The 18,563-nt window shown below is 62.2% G+C and carries 34 protein-coding genes; 20 read left to right on the top strand and 14 right to left on the bottom strand.

The features are described 5' to 3' along the window. The coding region (locus IAI59_RS23440; protein WP_207444095.1) for an HNH endonuclease at nt 1–160 on the bottom strand (160 nt) is incomplete at its 3' end. A gap of 122 nt (nt 161–282) precedes the next feature. Here IAI59_RS23440 and IAI59_RS22720 point away from each other — a divergent pair. From IAI59_RS22720 to IAI59_RS22745, 6 genes are all read left to right on the top strand, one after another. Then, on the top strand, nt 283–924 hold the full coding sequence (locus IAI59_RS22720; RefSeq protein ID WP_207420031.1) for a nucleotide-binding protein: 642 nt from the start codon (nt 283–285) through the stop codon (nt 922–924). Continuing rightward, nucleotides 903–1,151 carry a ribbon-helix-helix domain-containing protein gene (locus IAI59_RS22725; RefSeq protein ID WP_207420032.1) on the top strand — a complete coding sequence of 83 codons (249 nt, stop codon included), beginning with the start codon at nt 903–905 and terminating at the stop codon, nt 1,149–1,151. The genes IAI59_RS22720 and IAI59_RS22725 overlap by 22 nt, the downstream gene beginning before the upstream one ends. Before the next feature lie 80 nt (nt 1,152–1,231). Further along, on the top strand, nt 1,232–1,420 hold the full coding sequence (locus IAI59_RS22730; RefSeq protein WP_207420033.1) for a hypothetical protein: 189 nt from the start codon (nt 1,232–1,234) through the stop codon (nt 1,418–1,420). Further along, nucleotides 1,420–1,725: a hypothetical protein gene (locus IAI59_RS22735; protein WP_207420034.1), complete on the top strand. Its 306-nt coding sequence runs from the start codon at nt 1,420–1,422 to the stop codon at nt 1,723–1,725. The genes IAI59_RS22730 and IAI59_RS22735 overlap by 1 nt, the downstream gene beginning before the upstream one ends. Nucleotides 1,726–2,064: 339 nt before the next feature. Beyond that, on the top strand, nt 2,065–2,421 hold the full coding sequence (locus tag IAI59_RS22740) for a type II toxin-antitoxin system RelE/ParE family toxin (RefSeq protein WP_207420035.1): 357 nt from the start codon (nt 2,065–2,067) through the stop codon (nt 2,419–2,421). A gap of 9 nt (nt 2,422–2,430) precedes the next feature. Next, nucleotides 2,431–2,739: a helix-turn-helix domain-containing protein gene (locus IAI59_RS22745; RefSeq protein WP_237181087.1), complete on the top strand. Its 309-nt coding sequence runs from the start codon at nt 2,431–2,433 to the stop codon at nt 2,737–2,739. A 535-nt stretch (nt 2,740–3,274) separates the two neighbouring features. Here the strand turns inward: IAI59_RS22745 and IAI59_RS22750 are convergent. Continuing rightward, entirely contained in the window at nt 3,275–4,294 is a 1,020-nt protein-coding gene (locus tag IAI59_RS22750; RefSeq protein WP_207444084.1) for a site-specific integrase, read from the bottom strand. Nucleotides 4,295–4,413: 119 nt separating this feature from the next. Here IAI59_RS22750 and IAI59_RS22755 point away from each other — a divergent pair, with 119 nt between their 5' ends. The 14 genes from IAI59_RS22755 to IAI59_RS22820 all read left to right on the top strand — a co-directional run bounded on the left by IAI59_RS22755 (nt 4,414) and on the right by IAI59_RS22820 (nt 14,066). After that, entirely contained in the window at nt 4,414–5,232 is an 819-nt protein-coding gene (locus tag IAI59_RS22755) for a hypothetical protein (protein ID WP_207420037.1), read from the top strand. Nucleotides 5,233–5,356: 124 nt separating this feature from the next. Further along, nucleotides 5,357–5,662: a hypothetical protein gene (locus IAI59_RS22760; RefSeq protein ID WP_207420038.1), complete on the top strand. Its 306-nt coding sequence runs from the start codon at nt 5,357–5,359 to the stop codon at nt 5,660–5,662. A gap of 170 nt (nt 5,663–5,832) precedes the next feature. After that, entirely contained in the window at nt 5,833–6,216 is a 384-nt protein-coding gene (locus IAI59_RS22765; RefSeq protein ID WP_207420039.1) for a hypothetical protein, read from the top strand. Continuing rightward, nucleotides 6,213–6,704 carry a hypothetical protein gene (locus IAI59_RS22770; protein ID WP_207420040.1) on the top strand — a complete coding sequence of 164 codons (492 nt, stop codon included), beginning with the start codon at nt 6,213–6,215 and terminating at the stop codon, nt 6,702–6,704. The genes IAI59_RS22765 and IAI59_RS22770 overlap by 4 nt, the downstream gene beginning before the upstream one ends. A 2-nt stretch (nt 6,705–6,706) precedes the next feature. Then, complete coding sequence (locus IAI59_RS22775; RefSeq protein ID WP_207420041.1) at nt 6,707–6,979, top strand: hypothetical protein; 273 nt, start codon at nt 6,707–6,709, stop codon at nt 6,977–6,979. A 20-nt stretch (nt 6,980–6,999) separates the two neighbouring features. Beyond that, nucleotides 7,000–10,350 (top strand): DUF7146 domain-containing protein, encoded by a 3,351-nt coding sequence (locus IAI59_RS22780; protein WP_207420042.1) that lies wholly within the window; start codon nt 7,000–7,002, stop codon nt 10,348–10,350. A 125-nt stretch (nt 10,351–10,475) separates the two neighbouring features. Continuing rightward, nucleotides 10,476–10,745 (top strand): hypothetical protein, encoded by a 270-nt coding sequence (locus IAI59_RS22785; protein ID WP_207420043.1) that lies wholly within the window; start codon nt 10,476–10,478, stop codon nt 10,743–10,745. 398 nt (nt 10,746–11,143) lie between these two features. After that, complete coding sequence (locus IAI59_RS22790) at nt 11,144–11,512, top strand: hypothetical protein (protein ID WP_207420012.1); 369 nt, start codon at nt 11,144–11,146, stop codon at nt 11,510–11,512. Further along, nucleotides 11,509–12,120, top strand: coding sequence for a DUF2213 domain-containing protein (locus IAI59_RS22795; protein ID WP_207420013.1), 612 nt, complete (start codon nt 11,509–11,511; stop codon nt 12,118–12,120). The genes IAI59_RS22790 and IAI59_RS22795 overlap by 4 nt, the downstream gene beginning before the upstream one ends. 11 nt (nt 12,121–12,131) lie before the next feature. Then, nucleotides 12,132–12,833: a hypothetical protein gene (locus IAI59_RS22800; protein ID WP_207420014.1), complete on the top strand. Its 702-nt coding sequence runs from the start codon at nt 12,132–12,134 to the stop codon at nt 12,831–12,833. Further along, the gene (locus IAI59_RS22805) at nt 12,830–13,087 is read left to right on the top strand and encodes a hypothetical protein (protein ID WP_207420015.1); all 258 of its coding nucleotides are present in this window, start codon (nt 12,830–12,832) and stop codon (nt 13,085–13,087) included. The genes IAI59_RS22800 and IAI59_RS22805 overlap by 4 nt, the downstream gene beginning before the upstream one ends. Further along, nucleotides 13,087–13,257, top strand: a complete 171-nt coding sequence (locus IAI59_RS22810) for a hypothetical protein (RefSeq protein WP_207420016.1) — start codon at nt 13,087–13,089, stop codon at nt 13,255–13,257. The genes IAI59_RS22805 and IAI59_RS22810 overlap by 1 nt, the downstream gene beginning before the upstream one ends. A gap of 1 nt (nt 13,258) precedes the next feature. Further along, nucleotides 13,259–13,414 (top strand): hypothetical protein, encoded by a 156-nt coding sequence (locus tag IAI59_RS22815; protein ID WP_207420017.1) that lies wholly within the window; start codon nt 13,259–13,261, stop codon nt 13,412–13,414. 241 nt (nt 13,415–13,655) lie between these two features. Next, the gene (locus IAI59_RS22820; protein ID WP_207444086.1) at nt 13,656–14,066 is read left to right on the top strand and encodes a hypothetical protein; all 411 of its coding nucleotides are present in this window, start codon (nt 13,656–13,658) and stop codon (nt 14,064–14,066) included. Between the two features lie 3 nt (nt 14,067–14,069). Here the strand turns inward: IAI59_RS22820 and IAI59_RS22825 are convergent, their stop codons facing one another. The 12 genes from IAI59_RS22825 to IAI59_RS22880 all read right to left on the bottom strand — a co-directional run. Further along, nucleotides 14,070–14,456 carry a DUF2513 domain-containing protein gene (locus IAI59_RS22825; RefSeq protein ID WP_336512489.1) on the bottom strand — a complete coding sequence of 129 codons (387 nt, stop codon included), beginning with the start codon at nt 14,454–14,456 and terminating at the stop codon, nt 14,070–14,072. Next, on the bottom strand, nt 14,453–14,800 hold the full coding sequence (locus IAI59_RS22830) for a hypothetical protein (RefSeq protein WP_207420020.1): 348 nt from the start codon (nt 14,798–14,800) through the stop codon (nt 14,453–14,455). Before IAI59_RS22830 ends, IAI59_RS22825 begins: the two co-directional genes overlap by 4 nt. 45 nt (nt 14,801–14,845) lie before the next feature. After that, nucleotides 14,846–15,181, bottom strand: a complete 336-nt coding sequence (locus IAI59_RS22835) for a nucleotidyltransferase family protein (RefSeq protein ID WP_207420021.1) — start codon at nt 15,179–15,181, stop codon at nt 14,846–14,848. 357 nt (nt 15,182–15,538) lie between these two features. Next, on the bottom strand, nt 15,539–15,994 hold the full coding sequence (locus tag IAI59_RS22840) for a hypothetical protein (RefSeq protein WP_207420022.1): 456 nt from the start codon (nt 15,992–15,994) through the stop codon (nt 15,539–15,541). A gap of 126 nt (nt 15,995–16,120) precedes the next feature. Then, nucleotides 16,121–16,342: a DUF2158 domain-containing protein gene (locus IAI59_RS22845; protein WP_207420023.1), complete on the bottom strand. Its 222-nt coding sequence runs from the start codon at nt 16,340–16,342 to the stop codon at nt 16,121–16,123. Between the two features lie 19 nt (nt 16,343–16,361). Further along, nucleotides 16,362–16,817 carry a hypothetical protein gene (locus tag IAI59_RS22850; protein ID WP_207420024.1) on the bottom strand — a complete coding sequence of 152 codons (456 nt, stop codon included), beginning with the start codon at nt 16,815–16,817 and terminating at the stop codon, nt 16,362–16,364. Beyond that, nucleotides 16,814–17,059 (bottom strand): hypothetical protein, encoded by a 246-nt coding sequence (locus IAI59_RS22855; RefSeq protein WP_207420025.1) that lies wholly within the window; start codon nt 17,057–17,059, stop codon nt 16,814–16,816. The genes IAI59_RS22850 and IAI59_RS22855 overlap by 4 nt, the downstream gene beginning before the upstream one ends. After that, nucleotides 17,056–17,328 carry a hypothetical protein gene (locus IAI59_RS22860; protein ID WP_207420026.1) on the bottom strand — a complete coding sequence of 91 codons (273 nt, stop codon included), beginning with the start codon at nt 17,326–17,328 and terminating at the stop codon, nt 17,056–17,058. The genes IAI59_RS22855 and IAI59_RS22860 overlap by 4 nt, the downstream gene beginning before the upstream one ends. Next, entirely contained in the window at nt 17,325–17,525 is a 201-nt protein-coding gene (locus IAI59_RS22865) for a hypothetical protein (protein WP_207420027.1), read from the bottom strand. The genes IAI59_RS22860 and IAI59_RS22865 overlap by 4 nt, the downstream gene beginning before the upstream one ends. Beyond that, on the bottom strand, nt 17,522–17,920 hold the full coding sequence (locus IAI59_RS22870; RefSeq protein WP_207420028.1) for a hypothetical protein: 399 nt from the start codon (nt 17,918–17,920) through the stop codon (nt 17,522–17,524). Before IAI59_RS22870 ends, IAI59_RS22865 begins: the two co-directional genes overlap by 4 nt. Next, nucleotides 17,920–18,282, bottom strand: coding sequence for a hypothetical protein (locus IAI59_RS22875; RefSeq protein ID WP_207420029.1), 363 nt, complete (start codon nt 18,280–18,282; stop codon nt 17,920–17,922). The genes IAI59_RS22870 and IAI59_RS22875 overlap by 1 nt, the downstream gene beginning before the upstream one ends. 93 nt (nt 18,283–18,375) lie before the next feature. Continuing rightward, the coding region (locus IAI59_RS22880) for a hypothetical protein (protein WP_207444088.1) at nt 18,376–18,563 on the bottom strand (188 nt) is incomplete at its 5' end.

An 18,563-nucleotide genomic window follows, 5' to 3' on the forward strand; every position in this document is an offset into this window, starting at 1 on the left:
TGCAAGCCGCAGTCAGGTTCTTCTCATGGTCTCGCCCGCCCAGACGTCTGGGCATGATGTGGTCAATCGTGGTGGCCTCATCGCCGCAGTAGCGGCACGCATGGCCGCAGAGCGTCAGTACCGCCAAATATCTGAAAGATATGGATTTTGTGGCGACCATCGGTATCTCTCACTGCTGCGTCAGCGGGCTATCCAACCCGCTTGCGCGATGTTATGATATCAAAGTAGCAAGACAGCAAGTAGCAAAATAGCTTGATAGCAAAAAATCAAAGGGGGCTTAGGGTGCTGGCCCTGCTCGCCCAGAAGGGCGGTGCGGGAAAGACCACCTGCGCCCTGCATCTGGCGGTCATCGCTCAGCAGCGAGGGCTACGGACAATCCTTGTTGACTGCGATCCGCAGCGGTCGGCATCGGCCTGGTGGAAGGCCCGAGAGAGCGCCACTCCTGAGCTGGTGGAAACCACCCCGGACAAGCTGGGCCAGGTCATCGAGGCTGCCGCAGAGGATGGCGCTCAGCTTCTGGTAATCGACACCCGGCCAAGCGTGGAGCGCGACACCGCTGAGGTGGCGCGGCGATCAGACTTCATCCTGATCCCCACCCGTCCATCCATTCTGGATCTGCGGGCAATTGGAGCCACCACGGAGGTGGTGAAGGCCGCGAAGAAGCCGGCGGCTGTGCTGCTCAACTCCTGCCCGCCCGGCAGAGGCATCTTTGAAGGTGGCATCACTGCGGAGGCGCGGAAGGGGCTGGCGGCCTATGGCTTGCCTGTCGTGCCCGTCTCAATCACGCAGCGCGCCGCCCTCGCTCACGCCCTTATCGACGGCCAAGCCGTCACCGAGTTTGAACCCAAGGGCAAAGCCGCCCAGGAGCTAACTCGCCTTTGGAAATTCACCGAGGACCACCTATGGCCAAGCGCGCATCGCTAACCGACTTCGCCGCGAAGAAGCCCGGCGCCGAACCCGAGCAAGAAGCGACTGCCACCGCACCGGCTGCGGCGAAGGATGACCGGAAGGGGCAGACGCTGCGGCTTACCCCGGCCGCCTGGCGCCAACTCAAGACGCTGGCCATGGATCGGGGGAGCACTTCTCATGCGTTGCTCCTGGAGGCAGTCAACGATCTGTTCAAGAAGAACGATCTACCGCCTATAGCGTGATTTATTGATGTCTTGGTGGCGAGATATTTTGCCACCATGATAGCTTTTTATCAGCACACTCCTGGGTGTGGAGGACGATTATGTACACAGTTTTTTACGTGTTTCCGGACGGGAAAAGAAAGCAAGCCGCTCAGCCCTTTCAGGATCTGGAAGACGCTAAGGCCGAGGCTATCGAGCCGATATTTCTGCATCCATTTTCGCCCGCAGCAGTCATTGTGGTTGATGCTACTGGAGAGGTAGTTTTCAGCACAGCTGAAGATAATCTCTGATGACCGAAAGTCCTGAAGATCGGCTGGCACGGGCGAACATGATCTTCAACGAGAAAATGAAGGCCCTGGCCAGCTACAATAGCAATGCAGCAATTTTGTTCTATTCCGGCGCTATAGTGACAGTGCCTCTTGGTATGGCTGCGACAATCCTTTCCCCTGATTTACAAGAAAGGAAAGCTTATACATTCATTGGATTATCTATTTTTCTTTGTGTCTTTTTCCTCTTTATGGGCAGGAAGTCGTTGAACGCTGCCATGAAAAACCTGGAAGATCTCAAACTTCCGCCCACGGATAGCGCCCGATAATCACGCTTTACCAGTTGCGATTAGATCCGCTGCGCCGCCGAAATTGGAGAACCTTAATGCAGACCGTATCCGCTGGAAGTCTTGCGCGGCAGCGCCCTAGCCTAAGCTGTGCTGGCTGTGGGAAAGAGGTGGCCTCGGCTCCTGAAAGCCAGACCTGGACCCTTAACGGGAGCCATGCCTACTGCCCTAGCTGCGCTCGGAGGGAGGGGCTCTACTAAAGCTACAGCCGTTCTCTCCCTCTTCCTGGCTGCTCGAATTCCCCGAGGCACTCCCCGCAACCAAAATTAGGTTGACCTGTTAAATGCACCGTGTAAGGTACATATATCAACGGCGGCGCTCGTGACGGAGCGAGAGAGCAAAAAGATTACGGTTCGGTTCTGGTCGTCTGAGAAAGGCAATCAACCGGTCCTTGAACTGATCAGGTACCTATCGAGAAGCGACAAGATTAAGGTTGGCGACGACCTGAAAACTGTTGAGCTTGGATGGCCAATCGGAATGCCGGTTTGTCGTCCGATGGGTAACGGCCTCAACGAGGTACGTACCACCCTTAGTAACAACCGAGAGCTACGCATTCTGTTCTTCGTGCAAGAACAGGAAGCAGTGCTGCTGCACGCTTTCTTCAAAAAGACGCAGCAGACCCCTAAACAGGATTTGGCCCTCGCAAGAGCGCGAATGCGCGAATGCAAGGTCCGGTAGAAAGGCAGAATGAAGATGACCGTCGAGAATGAGATTGCTGGCTGCGCTGGTTCCTCTCTCGATGACTTCCTGGCTGAGGAAGGCATCCTCGAAGAGGTCGTAGGCCTCGCAACTAAGCGCGTGATTGCGTGGGAGCTGGAGCAAATTCGGAAGAAGCGTCGGATGTCGAAGGAAGTTCTTGCTTCTCGGATGCACACGAGCCGCACCCAAGTCGACCGCCTTCTGGATCCTGAAAACCCTCGCGTTCAGCTCGACACCGTTGCCAGGGCCGCTCGGGTGCTCGGTCTTAACATGCAGGTGAAGTTCGAGACTGCATGAAGCTGCGGTCAACGCCACTTCATTGCACTTAAAGGGGCCATAAGGCCCCTTTTTCTTTCCTGCAGTTTCGTATTGACGTTAACGCCCGCAATTGTATGGACAGTTTTGGTAAGAAGATTTTCTTCTTAAGCGTTCTGTAGACATGCTGACCTGCCAGCAGCATCAAAAGCGTGTTTGGCTTAGCGCTAAAGAGCGACATATCTTGATCTACAGATGATACCGCCCGGCAATCATCCTCACCGGGCGCTACATGGACCTTTTAGACAAAGATGACCTTGCCGGGGTTGGCTCTAGCGATGGTGGCCATTCCGTCAACGCCGAGCGGCACAGCATTTAGGATCGTCAGAGTGGCGCCAGTAGACTGTCCAGCGCGAGCAATCGTAGCGAGACCCTGAACTCCCGGCGTGATCGTCACTGTCAGCGAACCGCCGGCCCGAGCAATGGTGGCCAAACCGTCGACGCCAAGCGCCATGTAAGTCGACATTTTGTTCTCCGATGGAAACTGATGCCAGCCTATGCGGCATCTCGTGGGGCGTCACGCATCATCCCCGCCCCGGCGCCCATAGAACTGCGCCACCGCGCCCCGCTTGCTTTCCAGCTTCTCGGCATAGCGGGCTGGCATCATGGGCGACTTCCACCGCCCAGCCTGCATCACCGCCGGCTGTGATGCCCCGGCCGACACCAGGTCTTGAGCCATGCCCACCCGGCAGGAATGGCCGCTAATGCGCGAGGCATCCACGCCAGCTCGGGCGGCTATCTTCTTCAGAATGCGCGGCACATCAGCCGCCCCCAATGGGCCTAGCACGCGGCCGCCCTTGTTGATGCTGCGGAACAGCGCGCCCCCTGTGATGCCACCAGCAGCCAGCCAGGACTGCAAGGCGCCGAAGGTGCGATGGGACAGCCAGCGGGTTTCGCCGCGGCCAGCCTGATCGGTCTTGCTGCGCCGGATCAGAGCCGTGGCGCTGCCATCCTTGTCTGCCTCGATATCCTCCACCAGCAGCGCCACCACCTCAGACCGGCGGGCCAGCAGGTCGCGCATGGTCAGCACCAGCGCCAGGTCGCGCAGATCGGTAACGCCCTTGCCGGTGGTGGCCAAGATGCGCTGCACCTCGTTCTCTCCGATCGGCGCCGCCTGCTTCGCGCGGGTGCCGAGCGTGTTGGATGCCGCCTTCAGCCTGAGGCGCACCTTCTCGGCTTTGGTTGGGTCAGGAAGGTCAGCGGCGCGGTGCATGTAGGCGATGCCCCACACGGCCTGGCGGATGGAGGATATCTTGCGAACCTCTCCGGTTTCGTCGGACGGGGTTTCCACCATCCAGTCGACGTAGGCAGCGACCTGATCGGCGTAGGCGGGGATTGGGTCGATATCCCGCTGTGCGGCCCAGCGGCTCCACGCCGCAGAGGTCTTGGCCAGGGCGCGCTCTGTCTCCGGGGCCAGGGCGCCGCGGGCGTCCTCCCTATGCTGCGCCTGCCGGCGAGCGATCTCATCCGGGCTGATCTGGTCCAGCGGCACGACGAGGCCGGCGGGCTGGACGCGGAGGGCAAGGCTGTTACCCATGGGATTTTGTATCCGGTAAACTGAATTATCGGACGCTATCGGATACGAGAGATAAAGTAAAGCGGAGAAACCTCACTTATCCATTGTCATTCTCTCTCTCGCACTTTAGGCTTCGCTTCATGGCCACTGGTCCCGAAGCGATCGAAGCAATTGGCAAGGCAGTCAGCCCCGGCATTCCCGCCGGGACTGTTGTCACGACTGCCCGTGCGCTCCGTGATGCGGGACCGGAGTTCTGGCCGATGGCTGGGCGGGGTGGCGGTAAGAACGCTGCCCACGTCGAGAAGCACCACCTCGCAAATCTGCTGATGGCGCTGGCGGCATCGCAGCCGGCTGAGGCTGTTGCTGCTGTCCGCGTTCTGCGTGGGCTGGTCTACTCGGCGCGCGAGGTGGTTTACCGCAGCCCGGCCGAAGCGCCTGAGGGCAATCCTCACACGCAGCTAACGGGCCAAGTTCAGGACCAGCGCACCAAGGGTGCCTTTTTCGAGATTGGCAGCCTGGGATATGCCCTGGAGCATATGATTGCTGAGGGTGCCGACACGCCGATGCGTGAAGCGTTGGCGACGCATCGGACGGGTCTGGAACTGCTGTTTTGTGTGGAGCCCGCCTCTGCCGAGTTCGCGTTCTACACCAGCGATGGCATCTGGCGTGACCACTTCCAGGCGCCCGGGCAAGATCTGCCCTTCACCCAAAACGCCAAGATGCAGGAGCGCCGCGGAAGCCGGCGCACGACCATCTTGACCTATGAAATTGTCACCGTAGCAGGCGCCCTTTGGTCCGATACAGCGGACCGGCATCTTGCGGGGACCACCCCTTCACTCCTGTCTCAGGCGGTCCCCAACGCCAGGGCCAGACGTGGAAACGCCCGAGCCGCGGTCCCCACCGCAACTCGGGCGCTCACTAGCTATCCATCGGAGGGACACGCAAAGGCCGAAAGCTAGACCTCGACCGCGCCGCCCACCCAAGGGGCCGAACATCCTTAGGGTAAGGCGTGAGAGAGAGTTTTCCAAGCCCAAGCGTGCCCGCTGATGGGTAGTTCCTCGCAACCGCGTGTGGAGCTTACTCATGTCCCCGAAGGACCAGGCGCCCGAGCAGGCCGCCCCAGACCGGATCCCGCTATCCCAGCTCCCGCGCGAGCTGGCCGCCATCGCCTCCGGGCAGACGGTGGATTATCGCGCGGCCTACAGACAAGTTCTCAACGGCAACCTGCCGGCCGACAACATCCGTAGCCGCTGGTATATCCAGCGCGCGGACCTGCCCGCGATCGCGGCGGCATTCGGCATGACCCTGCGGCAGCACCTTTCGGCAGGTGGACGGCAGGCCAGCCGCACGATGCGGCCGGTGGCCCGTGGCCAGCAGGTGGCGGCATGATCCCCGCCGGCTCCAAGCCCCAGAACTGAGAAACCCTCGCCGGCGGGCACCGGACGAGGGCTTGGGTATTTGAGGCGGTTATCTGGCAGTCGTCACCACGGCTCTATTTAACGCTTCCCCACCTCAGTTTCCAGTGTTTCCGTCGTCGCATTCCCGAAAGGGGAAGCGCCGTGCATCATGTTTCGACTTCCAACGACCCCGCTACGATCCGCCCCGATCTCGCCATTGTCGACTTCAAGCTGGACCTAGTGGAATGCACCCCGTCTAAGTCGCGCCGCACTATGCTGGCGAAGATGGTTGTGCGGATCGGCGCAGATACCTACCCGGTCCTGGTCTCGGCCCGCGGCTACTGCATCGTTATCGGTGGCCCGGACGACCATCCCTTGCGACGAGCGATCCAGGCCGAAGCCCTACGCATCGTCGGCTTGAGCCTTCAGGAAGCGGCAGCACGCGGGCGGAATGCGCTCGCGATCATGCGCCGGTTCAAGGCCAATGCCCGCGCGCTAGACCTCCAAATGGACGAGGATGAGAGACCGGAAAGGGATGGCCGGTGAAGGAATTCCATCTCACTGAGACCGACCAGCTGGCCGAATTCATGGTGAAGGTTCAGCAGGCCGGCGAGGGCTTCCGCCTTCCCTTGTTGCGCGCGGTGGCTACTGGCCGCCTGCAGGTGGTCGCGGTTGCGGGTGGTCAGTCTGTCCCTGAGCACCACCTGCGGGAGGCCAAGCCCACCACCATCATCCTGAGCGATGATGTGCCCAGCGCCATCGGTCCGAATAGGTGGCGGCAGGCTCGCAAGCTGCTGGATTGGTCCACCCTAGTCATCCTGCACGCCACGGCGGGCAAGGCTGAGCATTACGAGATGATCGCGGGCGCGACGATCGCCACCAAGCGGGTGCTACTGGTGGAGATGCAGCACCGGCACCATGCCGCATGGCTGAGGCGAGTTCGCGGCCGTGGCCCCCGCGTCATCAACTTCGTGCCGCCGGCTGGTGACACGCATCCGCGTGCCGGGGTTCCGGCCGGGGCGGTGATCCAGTGAATTTGCCGCCTGATATCGAGCGCGTGGTAATAAGGGTTATCGCGCACGATCTGGCTTTCGTGGATCTGCGGCTCCCCGGCGTCATGCTCAAAAGCATGAAGGCCATCCGCCGACCGGACGGCACGATCTTCCTTCAGCCGCCTGTCACAGTCGATCGAGACGGCCGCGCATGGCCTCTCTATTCCCTCCAGCCTGGGACGGCAGAAGCCGCCGTGCGCGCTGTCACCGCGCAATGGTCCCTGGCCGCTGGTGCGGATCGTCAGGGGGGCCATTGAGACCAGCCTCTGACGACGAGATGGAGGAAATCCGCGCGGGCCTGACGGCCAGCGTCGAGGCTCTGTGCGACATGCTGCTGGGGAAGCCTAGCAGCAAGGTCGGCGGTGACTGGCGCTATGGCCGCCACGGCAGCTTGTCGGTGATGGTCCGCGGCGCCCGCAAGGGTTCGTGGTTCGACCATGAGGCCGATGAGGGCGGCGACCTTCTGGCGTTGATCCGGCGGGAGCGCGGCGGGGACTTCCCGGTCACGCTGGAATGGGCGCGCGGCTTTCTGGGCATGGGCGATGCGGTCCGGCCGGAACGCGTGGTGCGCGCACCTGCGCCGCCCAAGACCGAGGTCGATGCAGACGAGGCGGCCAAGGCTGAGCGAGCGAGACGCTATTGGGCTGAGGGACACGAGATCACCGAGACGGTAGCGGAACACTATCTTACCGATGCACGGCGTATAGCGAGGCCGGTAGCGGGCTGGCCTTCCGTCCTGCGCTTCCACCCCGCCCGCAAGGCGCTGATGGTCGCGGCCACCAATGCCGCCGGCACCGTGCAAGCGGTGCAGCTGATCCATCTGACAGATGGGGCTCGCAAGCGGCCTGAGGAACCCGGCCGGCCGACCAAGCAGAGCTTCGGCCCTCAAGCCGGCGCCGTGGTGCGACTGGCAGGCTCTAAGGATGCGCTGCTGCTGGCGGAAGGTCCCGAAACTGGCCTTAGCGTCTGGGCCAGTACCGGCCGGGAAACCTGGATCGCGCTCGGCTCCATGTCGAAGCTGGAACTTCCGGCGCTGCGAAAGGCCGTGATCTGCGCCGACGACGATGGGCGAGACAAGCCGGCCGCCAAGGCACTGCGGAAGGCCATTGGGCGCTGGCGGGGTGAGGCGCGCGATATCGGGGTGGCGCTGCCTTGGAGCCCTCGCCGGCACGACGGTTCCGACTTCAACGACCTTTTGCAGGTTGATGGCGCCGAGGCCGTTGCAGCCCGGATCGCCATCGCGCTGAAGCCCCAAGGGCCGCAGGGACCGACTGGCGGGGGCGTCCCCACCGCAATGGCTCGCCACCAACTCGGCCAGAAAGTCGGCGCTTTCTTCAAACTAGCCGCCGACTATGACCCGGACGTGCACGACGGCGCTCCGCCCCCGGTCCACGGCGTGAAGGTCGGTGTCGGTCTTGGCAAGAGCTGGGCGGCGCGGAGGGAAGCGGCGAAGCTGTTGGCCGAGCTGCGCGGCCGCGGCGACAAGCGGACGGTCATCATGGCGGTGCCGACGCACAAGCTAGGGGCCGAACAGGCCGCCGCCTTCGATGCTCTGCCGGAAGCCGAGGCGGCCGGCCTCTGCGCCGCAGTATGGCGCGGCCGAGAGGCAGAGGATCCGCTTCAGGAGGGCCAGGCCATGTGCCACGACCTCGATGCGGTGCACGAGGTTCAAGGTCTCGGCCTCAGCGTAGAAAGCAGCGTATGCAGCCGGAAGCCGCGGGGCCAGGCGCCGGTCCGCTGCCCCTTCTACGAGATGTGCGGCTACCAGAGACAGAAGGCGGCCCAGGCCGATCTGTGGCTGGTGCCCCATGAGATCCTGTTCGGTGAGAAGCCCAAGGCGCTGGGGGAGCCGATCGCCGTCATCGTCGACGAAAGCGTGTTCCGTAAGGGCCTTGAGGGTGTCGACGGCCCTCCGATGGAGCTGACCCTGGACGCGCTGGATGACAGCGTGACCCTGCCGAACCTAATGGCCAAGACCATCAGCACCACCCGGCTGCAACACATCCACCGCATCACCAGCGAGGCATTGGCCGCCCTACCTGATGGCCCCGTGCCCCGCTCGCCCCTGCTGGCGAGCGGCCTGACCAGCGAGACCGGCCGCGATGGCCGGGCGCTGTCGTGGGAGCGAGTTGTAGATCCAGGCTTAGTGCCGGGCATGACCAAGGAACGCCGCCGCGAGCTACTGGAGGACATTGGCCAGAACAAGACCGCCATCCGCCTGGCGCGCATGTTCGGTGCCCTCCAGGCCCTTCTGGCCGACGATGGACCCGACGCCTCCGGTTGGCTGTCCCTGGCAACCAAGGAGACCAAGGAAGGCCCCCAGCGCGTCCTGAGGCTGCGCGGGCGGCGGAAGGTGGCCGAGGGCTGGCACGTCCCGACCCTGCACCTGGACGCCCTGCTGGCGCCCGATCTAGTGCGCTTCTACTGGCCGACCCTGGACGTGGTGGCCGAGATCGAGGCGCAGACCCCGCACATGACCATCCGCCAGCTCAACGGGCGGGATTGGGTGAAGTCGGCGCTGGTGCCGGATGACTATTCCAGCACAGCTGAGGGTGAGCGCCGGCTGAAGAACTCGGAACGCCTGCGCGCCGCGGTGTGGCGTGAGGCGCGCGCTGTCCCCGGCCGGGTGCTGGTGGTCGCACAGAAGGCGGTGCGGGAATATTGGGAAGGCCTCGGGCATGTCCCCGGCAACGTGGTGATGGCACACCACAATGCCGTCGCCGGTCATGACGCCTGGGGCGATGTAGAGCGCCTGGTGGTCATCGGCCGCACCCTGCCCCGCCCCAGCGATGTGGAGCGGATCGCGGAGGCGCTGACCGGGGCCGCCATCGCCCAGAAGGTCAGCCGCTACGAGAGACGGGACGCCGCTGTGCAGCTCGCGGACGGCACCGCCCTGGCCGGTGAATCCGACTTCCACCCCCACCCCGTTGCCGAGGCGGTGCGCTGGCAAATCTGCGAGGGCGAGTTGGTCCAGATTGTCGGCAGAGGCAGAGCCGTGAACCGCACCAGCACCACCCCCTTGGATGTGCTGGTCCTGACCGATCGACCGATCCCCCTGACCATCCATGCCGCCGTCGAATGGGAGGCCCTGATGCCCAGCCCGCAAGACCTGATGTTGGCCCAAGGCGGTGTCGCCCTGACCAGCCCAACCGACGCCTCCAACTGCTACCCCAACCTTTGGCCCACCCCCGCCGCTGCCAAGATGGCTTTCAGCCGTCACAGGGTAACAAACCCCTATAGAGATATATCTATAGGTGAAAGTTACCGTCTGGTCCGGGCTCTCTATCAGAAGGCTGGCGAGCGTCAGAAGCCGGCCGAATTGGTGTTCGACCCCTCAGTGACCGACGATCTGCATGGGTGGCTGGAGGATCGGCTGGGCGAGCTGGCTAAGCTGGAAGTCATCAAGCCGGAACCCGAACCGCCTAGGCCAGGCGCCCGACAAAGCGTTGATATTGATAACGATATCCGAAGACCGGAGGCCGCGATCTATGCGATCGACCGTGAGGTGGTGGCCCAGACTAGAGCTATTGCTCAGATGCACGCCGAGCGGATGAAAGCGGGATTGGCGCCTCAGAGCAGGCATACTGAGGCAGCGGTGGTGAGCGGCCTCCCGCCTCTGCCGGATTGATTCCCCAAATCTGGGGAGATCATCCGCCACCCCATCCCACTACGCGCGCGCGCGAGGGCGGGTTGCCAGCCAGCTGAGTGAATAGGATGGTTCTCAATTCAGGACAGAATGGAGGGGGGAAGCCAATGAGTGACGAAAAGCGCCGGGCGCTGATCAAGAGGATCGTCGATGAGGTGGAGGTGATGTCCTCCCCGCGTTCTGGCGGGCGAGGCTACCTCATTGGCCAAGCTGCCGGCGTGCATGTGGGACCGAGCAATCTCATATTTACCGTGCACGACGATGACGACAAGAAACGCAGCACAAGCTTTCAGATAACTATCAGCCGCGACCTGATGCTGGAGATAACCCGTGCCATGGTCGATGAGGCTCTGGGGAAAGGTAAGCCGCGGGGCTAAGTTTAGCGTCCGATAATATGCCTTACCGAACACAAGAGGCGGTTTTGGGGTATTCGATGCCACTAAGCCCTCCGCCCCAAGGAACATACCATTAGGCACTCCCCGATGTGAGGGAGCGCGCTCATGGAGTGTTCCAGATGGTTATCAATCTCAAGGTGCCCGGAAAGCAGCTCGCGGTGACAATGAGCCAAAAGGAATTCCTGGCTTTGATCAGCGTGATTGCTGCCGCCCTGACCAAGTTCTTCTAAGAGAGATTTTTCTTATCTGGGGAAGGGGAAATTATAGCTTTCCGAGCTTCTAACAGGCTATAATCTAATTCTTCGCGGCTCATCAGCCCGATTAGATCAATCCCGCAAGCGCGGCAGAGGCCACAGGCCCTGGATCTGACGGAAGCCGCGATGCACCACCCCGTCATCCGCTTTGAAGATACCGAGCACCAGTCCACTCAGGATTGGGCTACCGCGGCTTGTCCGATCCCGCGCCCTCCCCGCCTGGATAGCATCCAGCGGAACGCGGCCGGCAAGACCCGCATGGAGATGGTGGAAGCCTTTCTGGGCCGGCAGCCTGAAGGGCGGGAGGATGCCGATATCCGCCGCGACTTCTGCGAAGCCTACAGCAAGGCCGGCGGCTTCCTGCTGCGCTTCGACGACATTTCCAACCAGATCATCCCTCTCTACTTCGAGAGCCGGTTTGACGAGTGGCAGGGGGGCGAGTTCGCCGCCAACCAGCCCGGTGAGCTGCGCCTCGATGAGGCATCCAGCCCGTGACCTTCCGCTACGACTTCCTCCCCACCGCCGCCATGCCGGCCAGCCCTGGCCGCACGGCTGAAGGCTGGATCCGCGATGAGCCGATCCTGACCCGCGCCGGCATCTTCGAATACCGGATGCCGGATGGCCGGATGCGGAAGGAGTTCCGCCCCGCTGCTGAGGTGTTCAAGGCAACCAGCATGGCCGGCCTAAAGGGCATCCCTGTTACCAATGGGCACCCTGCTCTGGTCACGTCCAAGAGCCCGGCCGGCATCATCGGCACGGTGCTGTCCGCGGGGCGTCAGGATGGCAACAACCTGCGTGCGGAACTGGTGATCCACGATCCCGATCGCATCGGCAGCAACCGCGATATCTCGCTGGGCTACCGGGTGCAGCTCGTGAACGAGCCGGGCACCTATGAGGGCGAGCGATACGACGCTGTCCAGACGGCCATCACCTACAACCACTGCGCCATCGTTCCCAAGGGTCGGGCGGGCAATTCGCGCCTGACCTTCGATGGTGCGGGCGTGATGGTGCTGGACGGTTTGCCAACCATCCACCCAACCAGCGGCGCTGTGGCGGCGCGTGAAAAGATGATCCAGCGCAGCCGAAACGGCGGCGGCTGGTGAAAGGCACCCCCATGAAGAAAGCCGAAGAAGTCACCGTCGATCAGACCACCGGCTGGCCTTCCGCTGTGCCTGAGATGGCAGAGCTGGAGCGGGCATCCGAGGCGGCGCACACCCGATACGGTACGATGACCGATCGCCTGGCCGCGGCACAGCAACAGATCCTGGTCGGCGTGGCCAAGCGTGATGCGCTGGTGGAGCGCACGCGGGCCGGCGAGGTGGTGCCGGGCATCGAGGTGGCTAACGTCGAGATCGAGATCCGGGCGGCCGAGAGTTCGGCGGCGCTGATGGCTGAGGCGCTGCCCAGCTTGGAGGCTGAGGTGGAAAAGGCCGATCGGGTCATCCTCGCGCTGGCAGAGAAGTTGACCGCGCAGTCTGCCGCCGTGCTGTTGGCTGCGTACAAGCGGTCGGAGGCGGAAGCTGAAGATGCGGTCAAGCGGCAGGATGCAGCCCGTTCTCGTTACGAGAGACGCCGTGGGCCAATGTTCAACATGCCCGGTTATGTGCCCGATCCGCATCGCTTCGATGAGGCGATGAGCCTCTACGCCCCGGCGACACTGGCCCGCATCAATGCGGGCCGCGCTCAAAAGGTGGCTGCTGAGAAGGCTGCGGAAAGGGCGGCGGCCCAGCCGGGCTGGCTGACCAAGTACGGCCCGGCTCGCGAAGGCGCCAACATCTACGAAATCCTTTCTCCCCGCACGAGGAATCACGCATGACCGAGATCAACGACACCCTTCGCCATGCTGTTCAGATGCGTCAGCAGATCGAGGCGCGCGAACGCCGCGAGCGCGAGCAGCGCGACGCCGCCCGGCAGGACAGCATCAGCCAGCTTCCGTCCAAGTTCAGCAGTGGCGGCGCGCGGTATCGCTCGGCCGGCGGTCTCTGCGCCGAGGATGTGCGCCAAGACCGTGCGCCGATCCGCAGCGCGCATGACGCCCGCAACGCGATGATCCGGCGGGGTGTGGGGTGATGAAGGTCAAGAACCTCTCGCAGCGCGTCTACCACCTCTGGGGCGCTATCCTGCAGCCGGGTACTGAAGTCACCCTGTCCAGCTTCGAGACGGCCAGGCCGACCATGCTGGCGTTCCTGGATGCCCCGGTTGCGGCCGGCGAGCTTCAGCGCACTGAAGTGGTGGCCTGAGATGCAGATGACCCTGGCACAAGAAGATCGGCGCTGGGCGGAGATCCGCGCCGAGTTCCAGCACGGCACAACCGCCACGGTGCGGAAGCCGGGCGGGCTCTGGCTGCACGCAACGCAGCCGGTAACGATGATTACCGAACAGGATTCCAGAGAGTGAAAACGGCCCGCCACCCCTCAGATGCGTTCCGTATCGAGCGCGATGCTTTGGCCGCCGCGCTTGCCAGTACCGCCATCCTGATACAGCGTGGCAATCAGTGCCCCCCGCACGAACTGGCGGCGTCGCGGGCTGGGCTAAACTTTGCGCACCACACGCTTGTTGCGAAGGTAGCGGGCCTAGCCCTCCCAGGGCGCGAACCATGAGCAGATCTACGAAGGTAGTTGATCGCGGCTGGGCACGTATGAAGCGTGATATGGCGTCCCTTAGCCGCAGTAGCGTGAAGGTTGGCATCACTCATGCTGGCGATGGGGATGGCGAGACCGTTGAGCATGCGGTGCTCAATGAGTTCGGCACTGAGCATATTCCGGCTCGTCCCTTCATGCGGCGTACCGCTGACACCCACGAGAAGGATACGTACCGGATTGCCCGGGCGTCTGTCGCGTCCATGCTGGTTGGCAGGCTGTCGGTCGACGGCGTGCTGGAGCAGATGGGTAGCTTCTACCGTGGCTGGATGCGCGGCATGCTGAACACGTCGAAAAGCTGGGCCGTCCCAAACGCGCCGCGAACGCTGGAAATGAAGAAGGGCGATAAGCCCCTATTCGATACCGGCGATGTCGAGCGCAGCATCAACTACGAGAAGGTGAGGCGGTAAGTCTTAAAGCGGCAGACCCAACTTGGTTTGGGCTGCTTGCTTGGCATAGCCTTTCGCAATTTCCCAGATGATCGCGACGCTAGCCGTACCGACCGATTTCACACCAGCTTTGGTTTTCTTCCAAATCTCTGGGTCGCGGACAGCATCTAAAAATTCGTACCCCTGCCACGTTATGCTTTGGACTAGATATTCCCCAACGGTTGCATCGCCTTTGATGAACCCTGCGTCCACAAGAAGTTCTGCATGATAGTAACGCCTAAGATACTCAGTATTTTGTTCGTCATCTTCAGGAAGTAGGCCATCGATGTCCATTCGCATGACATCGGCGTATGGCTCTGAAGCTTCGATGGCCAAGAGCATGGATCGGACCAAATCCATATCTCTTTTCATGGGAAGCGCCTGTGGGCGGTTAGAGTAGGGCGATCAGCGGCATCTCCGCGAACAGGCGATGCCTCCGTTGGCTGCACCGGCGCTGGAGAGAGAGCAGTAAGCTTGGCCAGCGTCACCGCATGCTGTTGGTTCAGATCCACTAGGATCTTCATCTGCACGTGCATGTCCAGGATAGCAGCAGCGACGCCGAACGTGACGGCAGATGCAACCAAGGCAGCTAAAAGACCACCGAGCAAACCTGGTATCTCGGCATACTGATAGCCGGCTATGGCTCCAATCAGCATTGCTAGCATCGCGCCTAGCCCAAGGACCAGTCGCGCCACGTCAGTTAGGACATTCAGCATGCCGAATCTAACCCTGTATTGCCTGCTCGAAACGGTAACAAGGGATTAGGGTAGGTGGCTAGAGCTAGAGCTTAGAGCGCACCGACTATAGAGTAGGATACGCCGTTCCTTCGCGCCTTGCCAGACCGGCAAAGCGGTAGGGCGGCAAGTCAGCATGTGAACCTTATGCGGTATCACTGCCTGTAACTCGGCCTCCCAATCCTCAGCCTCACAGAAGGCGGTGCTGAAGTCCGGCGGCAGCCGGTAGGCCACGGCAAGGTCAATGTCACTGTCTGGGCGGTAGGTGTCTTTGGCGCGGCTGCCAATAAGCCAGACAGACCGCACCTGTGGTTTGGAGGATGCCCAAGCCTGCACCTGGGCGTGGATGGTGGGGAGGTTCATGCTTTGGCAGAAACTAGCTGATCCGTGGGCGAGACCTCATGCAGATCAACAACCAGTCAAAGCACGCCTCGCACTTGGTTGGATCGTCGAATTCAAGACGGATCTCAACGCCGCCGCATACGATCTTAATGTGCTCGGTCCCCTGCCTAACCCATCGAGCTGAAGTTACTTCGTATGGGACGAGGGCGACACGGGGGAGGCCGAAAACTTCCAGTGTTGTGGCTGAATGGGTGCCGGGGGGGACTATCTCGGGCATGTATGATCCTGGTTTTTGGCAGCAGATCTCATCATGCAGGAGCGCGAATTGCCAGCGTGGAAGTTACCAAACTTAAATAGAGGGCGGCGCCGGCGATCGGTCTACCGACTTCTTATGGCCATAAGATCGTCCAGTGGCCTCAGCATATCCCCCGTCACGATGCGCGCGCAGAAGATATGCTTTTCTTCTACTCGGGTTCGGCGCAATGCGTCTTGGTAGGCCATAACCCTCACGCCTGCAAAAACGCCTCGCGAGTAGTTTGCCCACGACCCGTCGAGGGACTTCTCACGCACGATGTTCTCCGCTGTATGTTCGATGAGTTGGTCGGCTTTGTTGCGCCAAGCCTGACTTCTGGCATCGCAAAACCCAGCGAAGACGTGTGCTTGGATCAGACTTCCGATAGTCAACATTTCCATGTGCACCTCCATCGCTCGTGCATCGGGCGAGAGCATGAGTCTGTCGGGCACCAGGCCTGTGGCATTTTCGTTCGGCTGAGCAGATGCGGTTCCGCCCAGCCCGCCAACCAGGATAACAACCGCCGCCAACACTGCTCGCATCACGCACCCATCACACTTGGCAAGTGAGATTACCGCACACGGATGCGAGCACAAGAAAGGGCGGGGAAATCACCCTCCCCGCCCCCGTCAACTGGCCCACTTTCCATTGAAAGTGGGCCAGTTAGATCATGTGTCGTCGGATGCCTGTTTGGTGGAGCGGTAAAGCTCGAGGGCGTGTCCATTGAAGTTGTTACTAAACCGCTTGTTCTCGTGGAACCAAGCGCACTGATAAACCGCATCATCCCCCATGAATTTGCGGAATAGGCCTGCTGGAGCCGCCTCGACAGTCATTGGTGGCCCACCTGACTTCAGCACCACAACATCACCACGCTTAAAAACATTCGACATTAGCTATCGCGCTCCACGATTAGGAACATTCCGGCAGAACGGACAAGTTCCTTCGTGCTGTCAATCTTGGTTCTTTCGCCCACGCTTGGCGCGCGGCCATCCGTATCTCTCGGCAGATCAGCAGGGCCATGGAAGGCACCCGACCAGCCGCCAGCATTTCCTCGCGCATATGGTCTAGGATGCTGTCCAGCTTGGCCAAGAAGGCGGCATCCGGTATGCCGCGCATCCGCTCCGCCAGTGCGCGACCGACGCCCCTGGGCGTGTCCAGACTGTCGTCTGCCACGATCCCGCCGCGGCGCACCGCCTGCCGGTCGGCGTGGTAGTGCTGCAGTCGGGCCGCGGCGTCGTGCTCCTGAGTGCGGGGTATGTTGCCTCGGTGGGCCGTGTGCATGTGGCTGGACGCCTCCACCGCGCTGCCAAAGGTGCGAGGGCACCAGAGACAGCGGCAGGTGGCCGGCAGGGTGTGGGCGCTCATGGCTTCTTCCCCCGCCGGGCCTTCTCGGCCGTGAACACTTCTGCCCATGCCGCCTGCACCGCCTCATCAGCCTTCTTGCGAAAGCATTCCTGGGCTTCGATCAGATAGTGTAGCCGTTCGTACAGCGGGTCATTGCCAGGCAGTTCCAGCAGGGTGTGGAAGATCAGGCTTTCGCCTGCAGCCAGCCGATCGTGGGCGCTGTTGGCATCATCGAGGGCTTCCCGAAGCGCATTGGTGTTCATGCCGTGCGCCCTCCCGCTCGCTCGCCCGCCAGATCTTCGATTGCCTGGGACAGGGCCTCGGCGGCTTCGTCGCGCTGCCTCTCGATTGTGTCGATCACGTAGCTCAGTTGTCTGAACCATGGCGAGTTTGGCGCCCGGACATCGTTAAGCAGCGCATCCAGCACGCCTAGCCCATTGTCCAGCCTAACCAGCGCCAGATCGGCTAGGTTCAGGTGGTCATCGGCGCCCGCGGCAATCCGACGGCGTGTGGTTCTTCTGACCTTGCTCATGGGACGATCGAACTCCCCAGCAGGTAGCCGGTGGCCAAGCACAGGGCGGAGCTGAAGGTCAGCGACACAGCGGCGTCGAGGTTAATGGGCATGACAGGCAGCGGCGGCAGGCTGCCCGTGCGGACGTAGGCCAGGGACCGCCGCAGAGCGCCGGGCCGGATGGTCGGATCGACGTAGGGGACAGGGGCGCGGATCATGCCTGCCCTCGCTTAGCCATCGCCAGCAGATCGAGGATGACTTGCTCGGGCCAGTCGCCCGTCATGGATGTGCAGTAGTTCTCGCTGCCATCGGGTTTCCGTGCCAAGCGCCGGGCGACGGATGCCTTGGCAATCAACCCCGCGGACGTCGTGGCGGCGAGGCCGGCAAGCTGTGCCTCCAGCAGCTCCACCGCGTGCCAGAGAGGGTCAACCTCGCAATCCAAGTGCCCCCCATCGGCATTGTATTTGTCGATCGCCTTTGTGTAGGCCGCGCACAGCTGGATCAGCTCAGCATCTGGGCCCTCCCCATCGTGGCGAGGGGAGGCAAAAGTCAGGGTCGGCAGGGTAATCAAGGCGGGTGCAGTCAGGGCAATACGCCGGGACATGGAGGCCATTAGCTGATGCTCCCGCGGTGCTGGACGGTGCGGCCATACACACCCAGCCGGTCGCATAGATGCACCAGGCTTTCGGTCGGCTCGCTCAACTCGTTGTCGCAGGTGTCCTCGCCATCATGGTCGGGTTCCATGTCGACCAGCGGCGCATCCTGGGCGTCCAGCCAGTCGATCAGGCGGAAAAGCAGGGCTTCGATGCGGGCCCGATCGGCCGGCAGAAGCGGAGTGACCGCCGGCGCAATCGCAGCCGGCCGCGGCATTCTTCTACGCAGGGTTTCCCCCGGCAGAGGGGAGAAGGTAGCCGGCGAGGCCGGCCTTCTTCTTCTGGAAGGCGCCTGGATCGTGGTATGGGCACGCGTAGCCATAGCCTGTTCTCCTGAGGAACGGGTTGCGGTCAGGCCGGGCTAGGGTGGTGAGACACCCTGGCTCGGCTGTTTTCCGGCAGATGCCGGGTTCGGTTAGGAAGGCAGCGCGACTGCGCCAGCACTTCCCAAGTTCTTGCGCCGCAGACGAGCCATATCGCGCTGCGACTGGATGACGGCAGCAAGCCGCTTGACGTCATCGATCCGGATATGGGCCTCAGCCAGCAAATCCCGCTCAAGCTCGATCGGCAGGCGCCGAGTGCCTTTGACGGAATTGCACCGGC

This window comes from Roseomonas haemaphysalidis (assembly GCF_017355405.1).
Lineage (GTDB): Bacteria > Pseudomonadota > Alphaproteobacteria > Acetobacterales > Acetobacteraceae > Pseudoroseomonas > Pseudoroseomonas haemaphysalidis.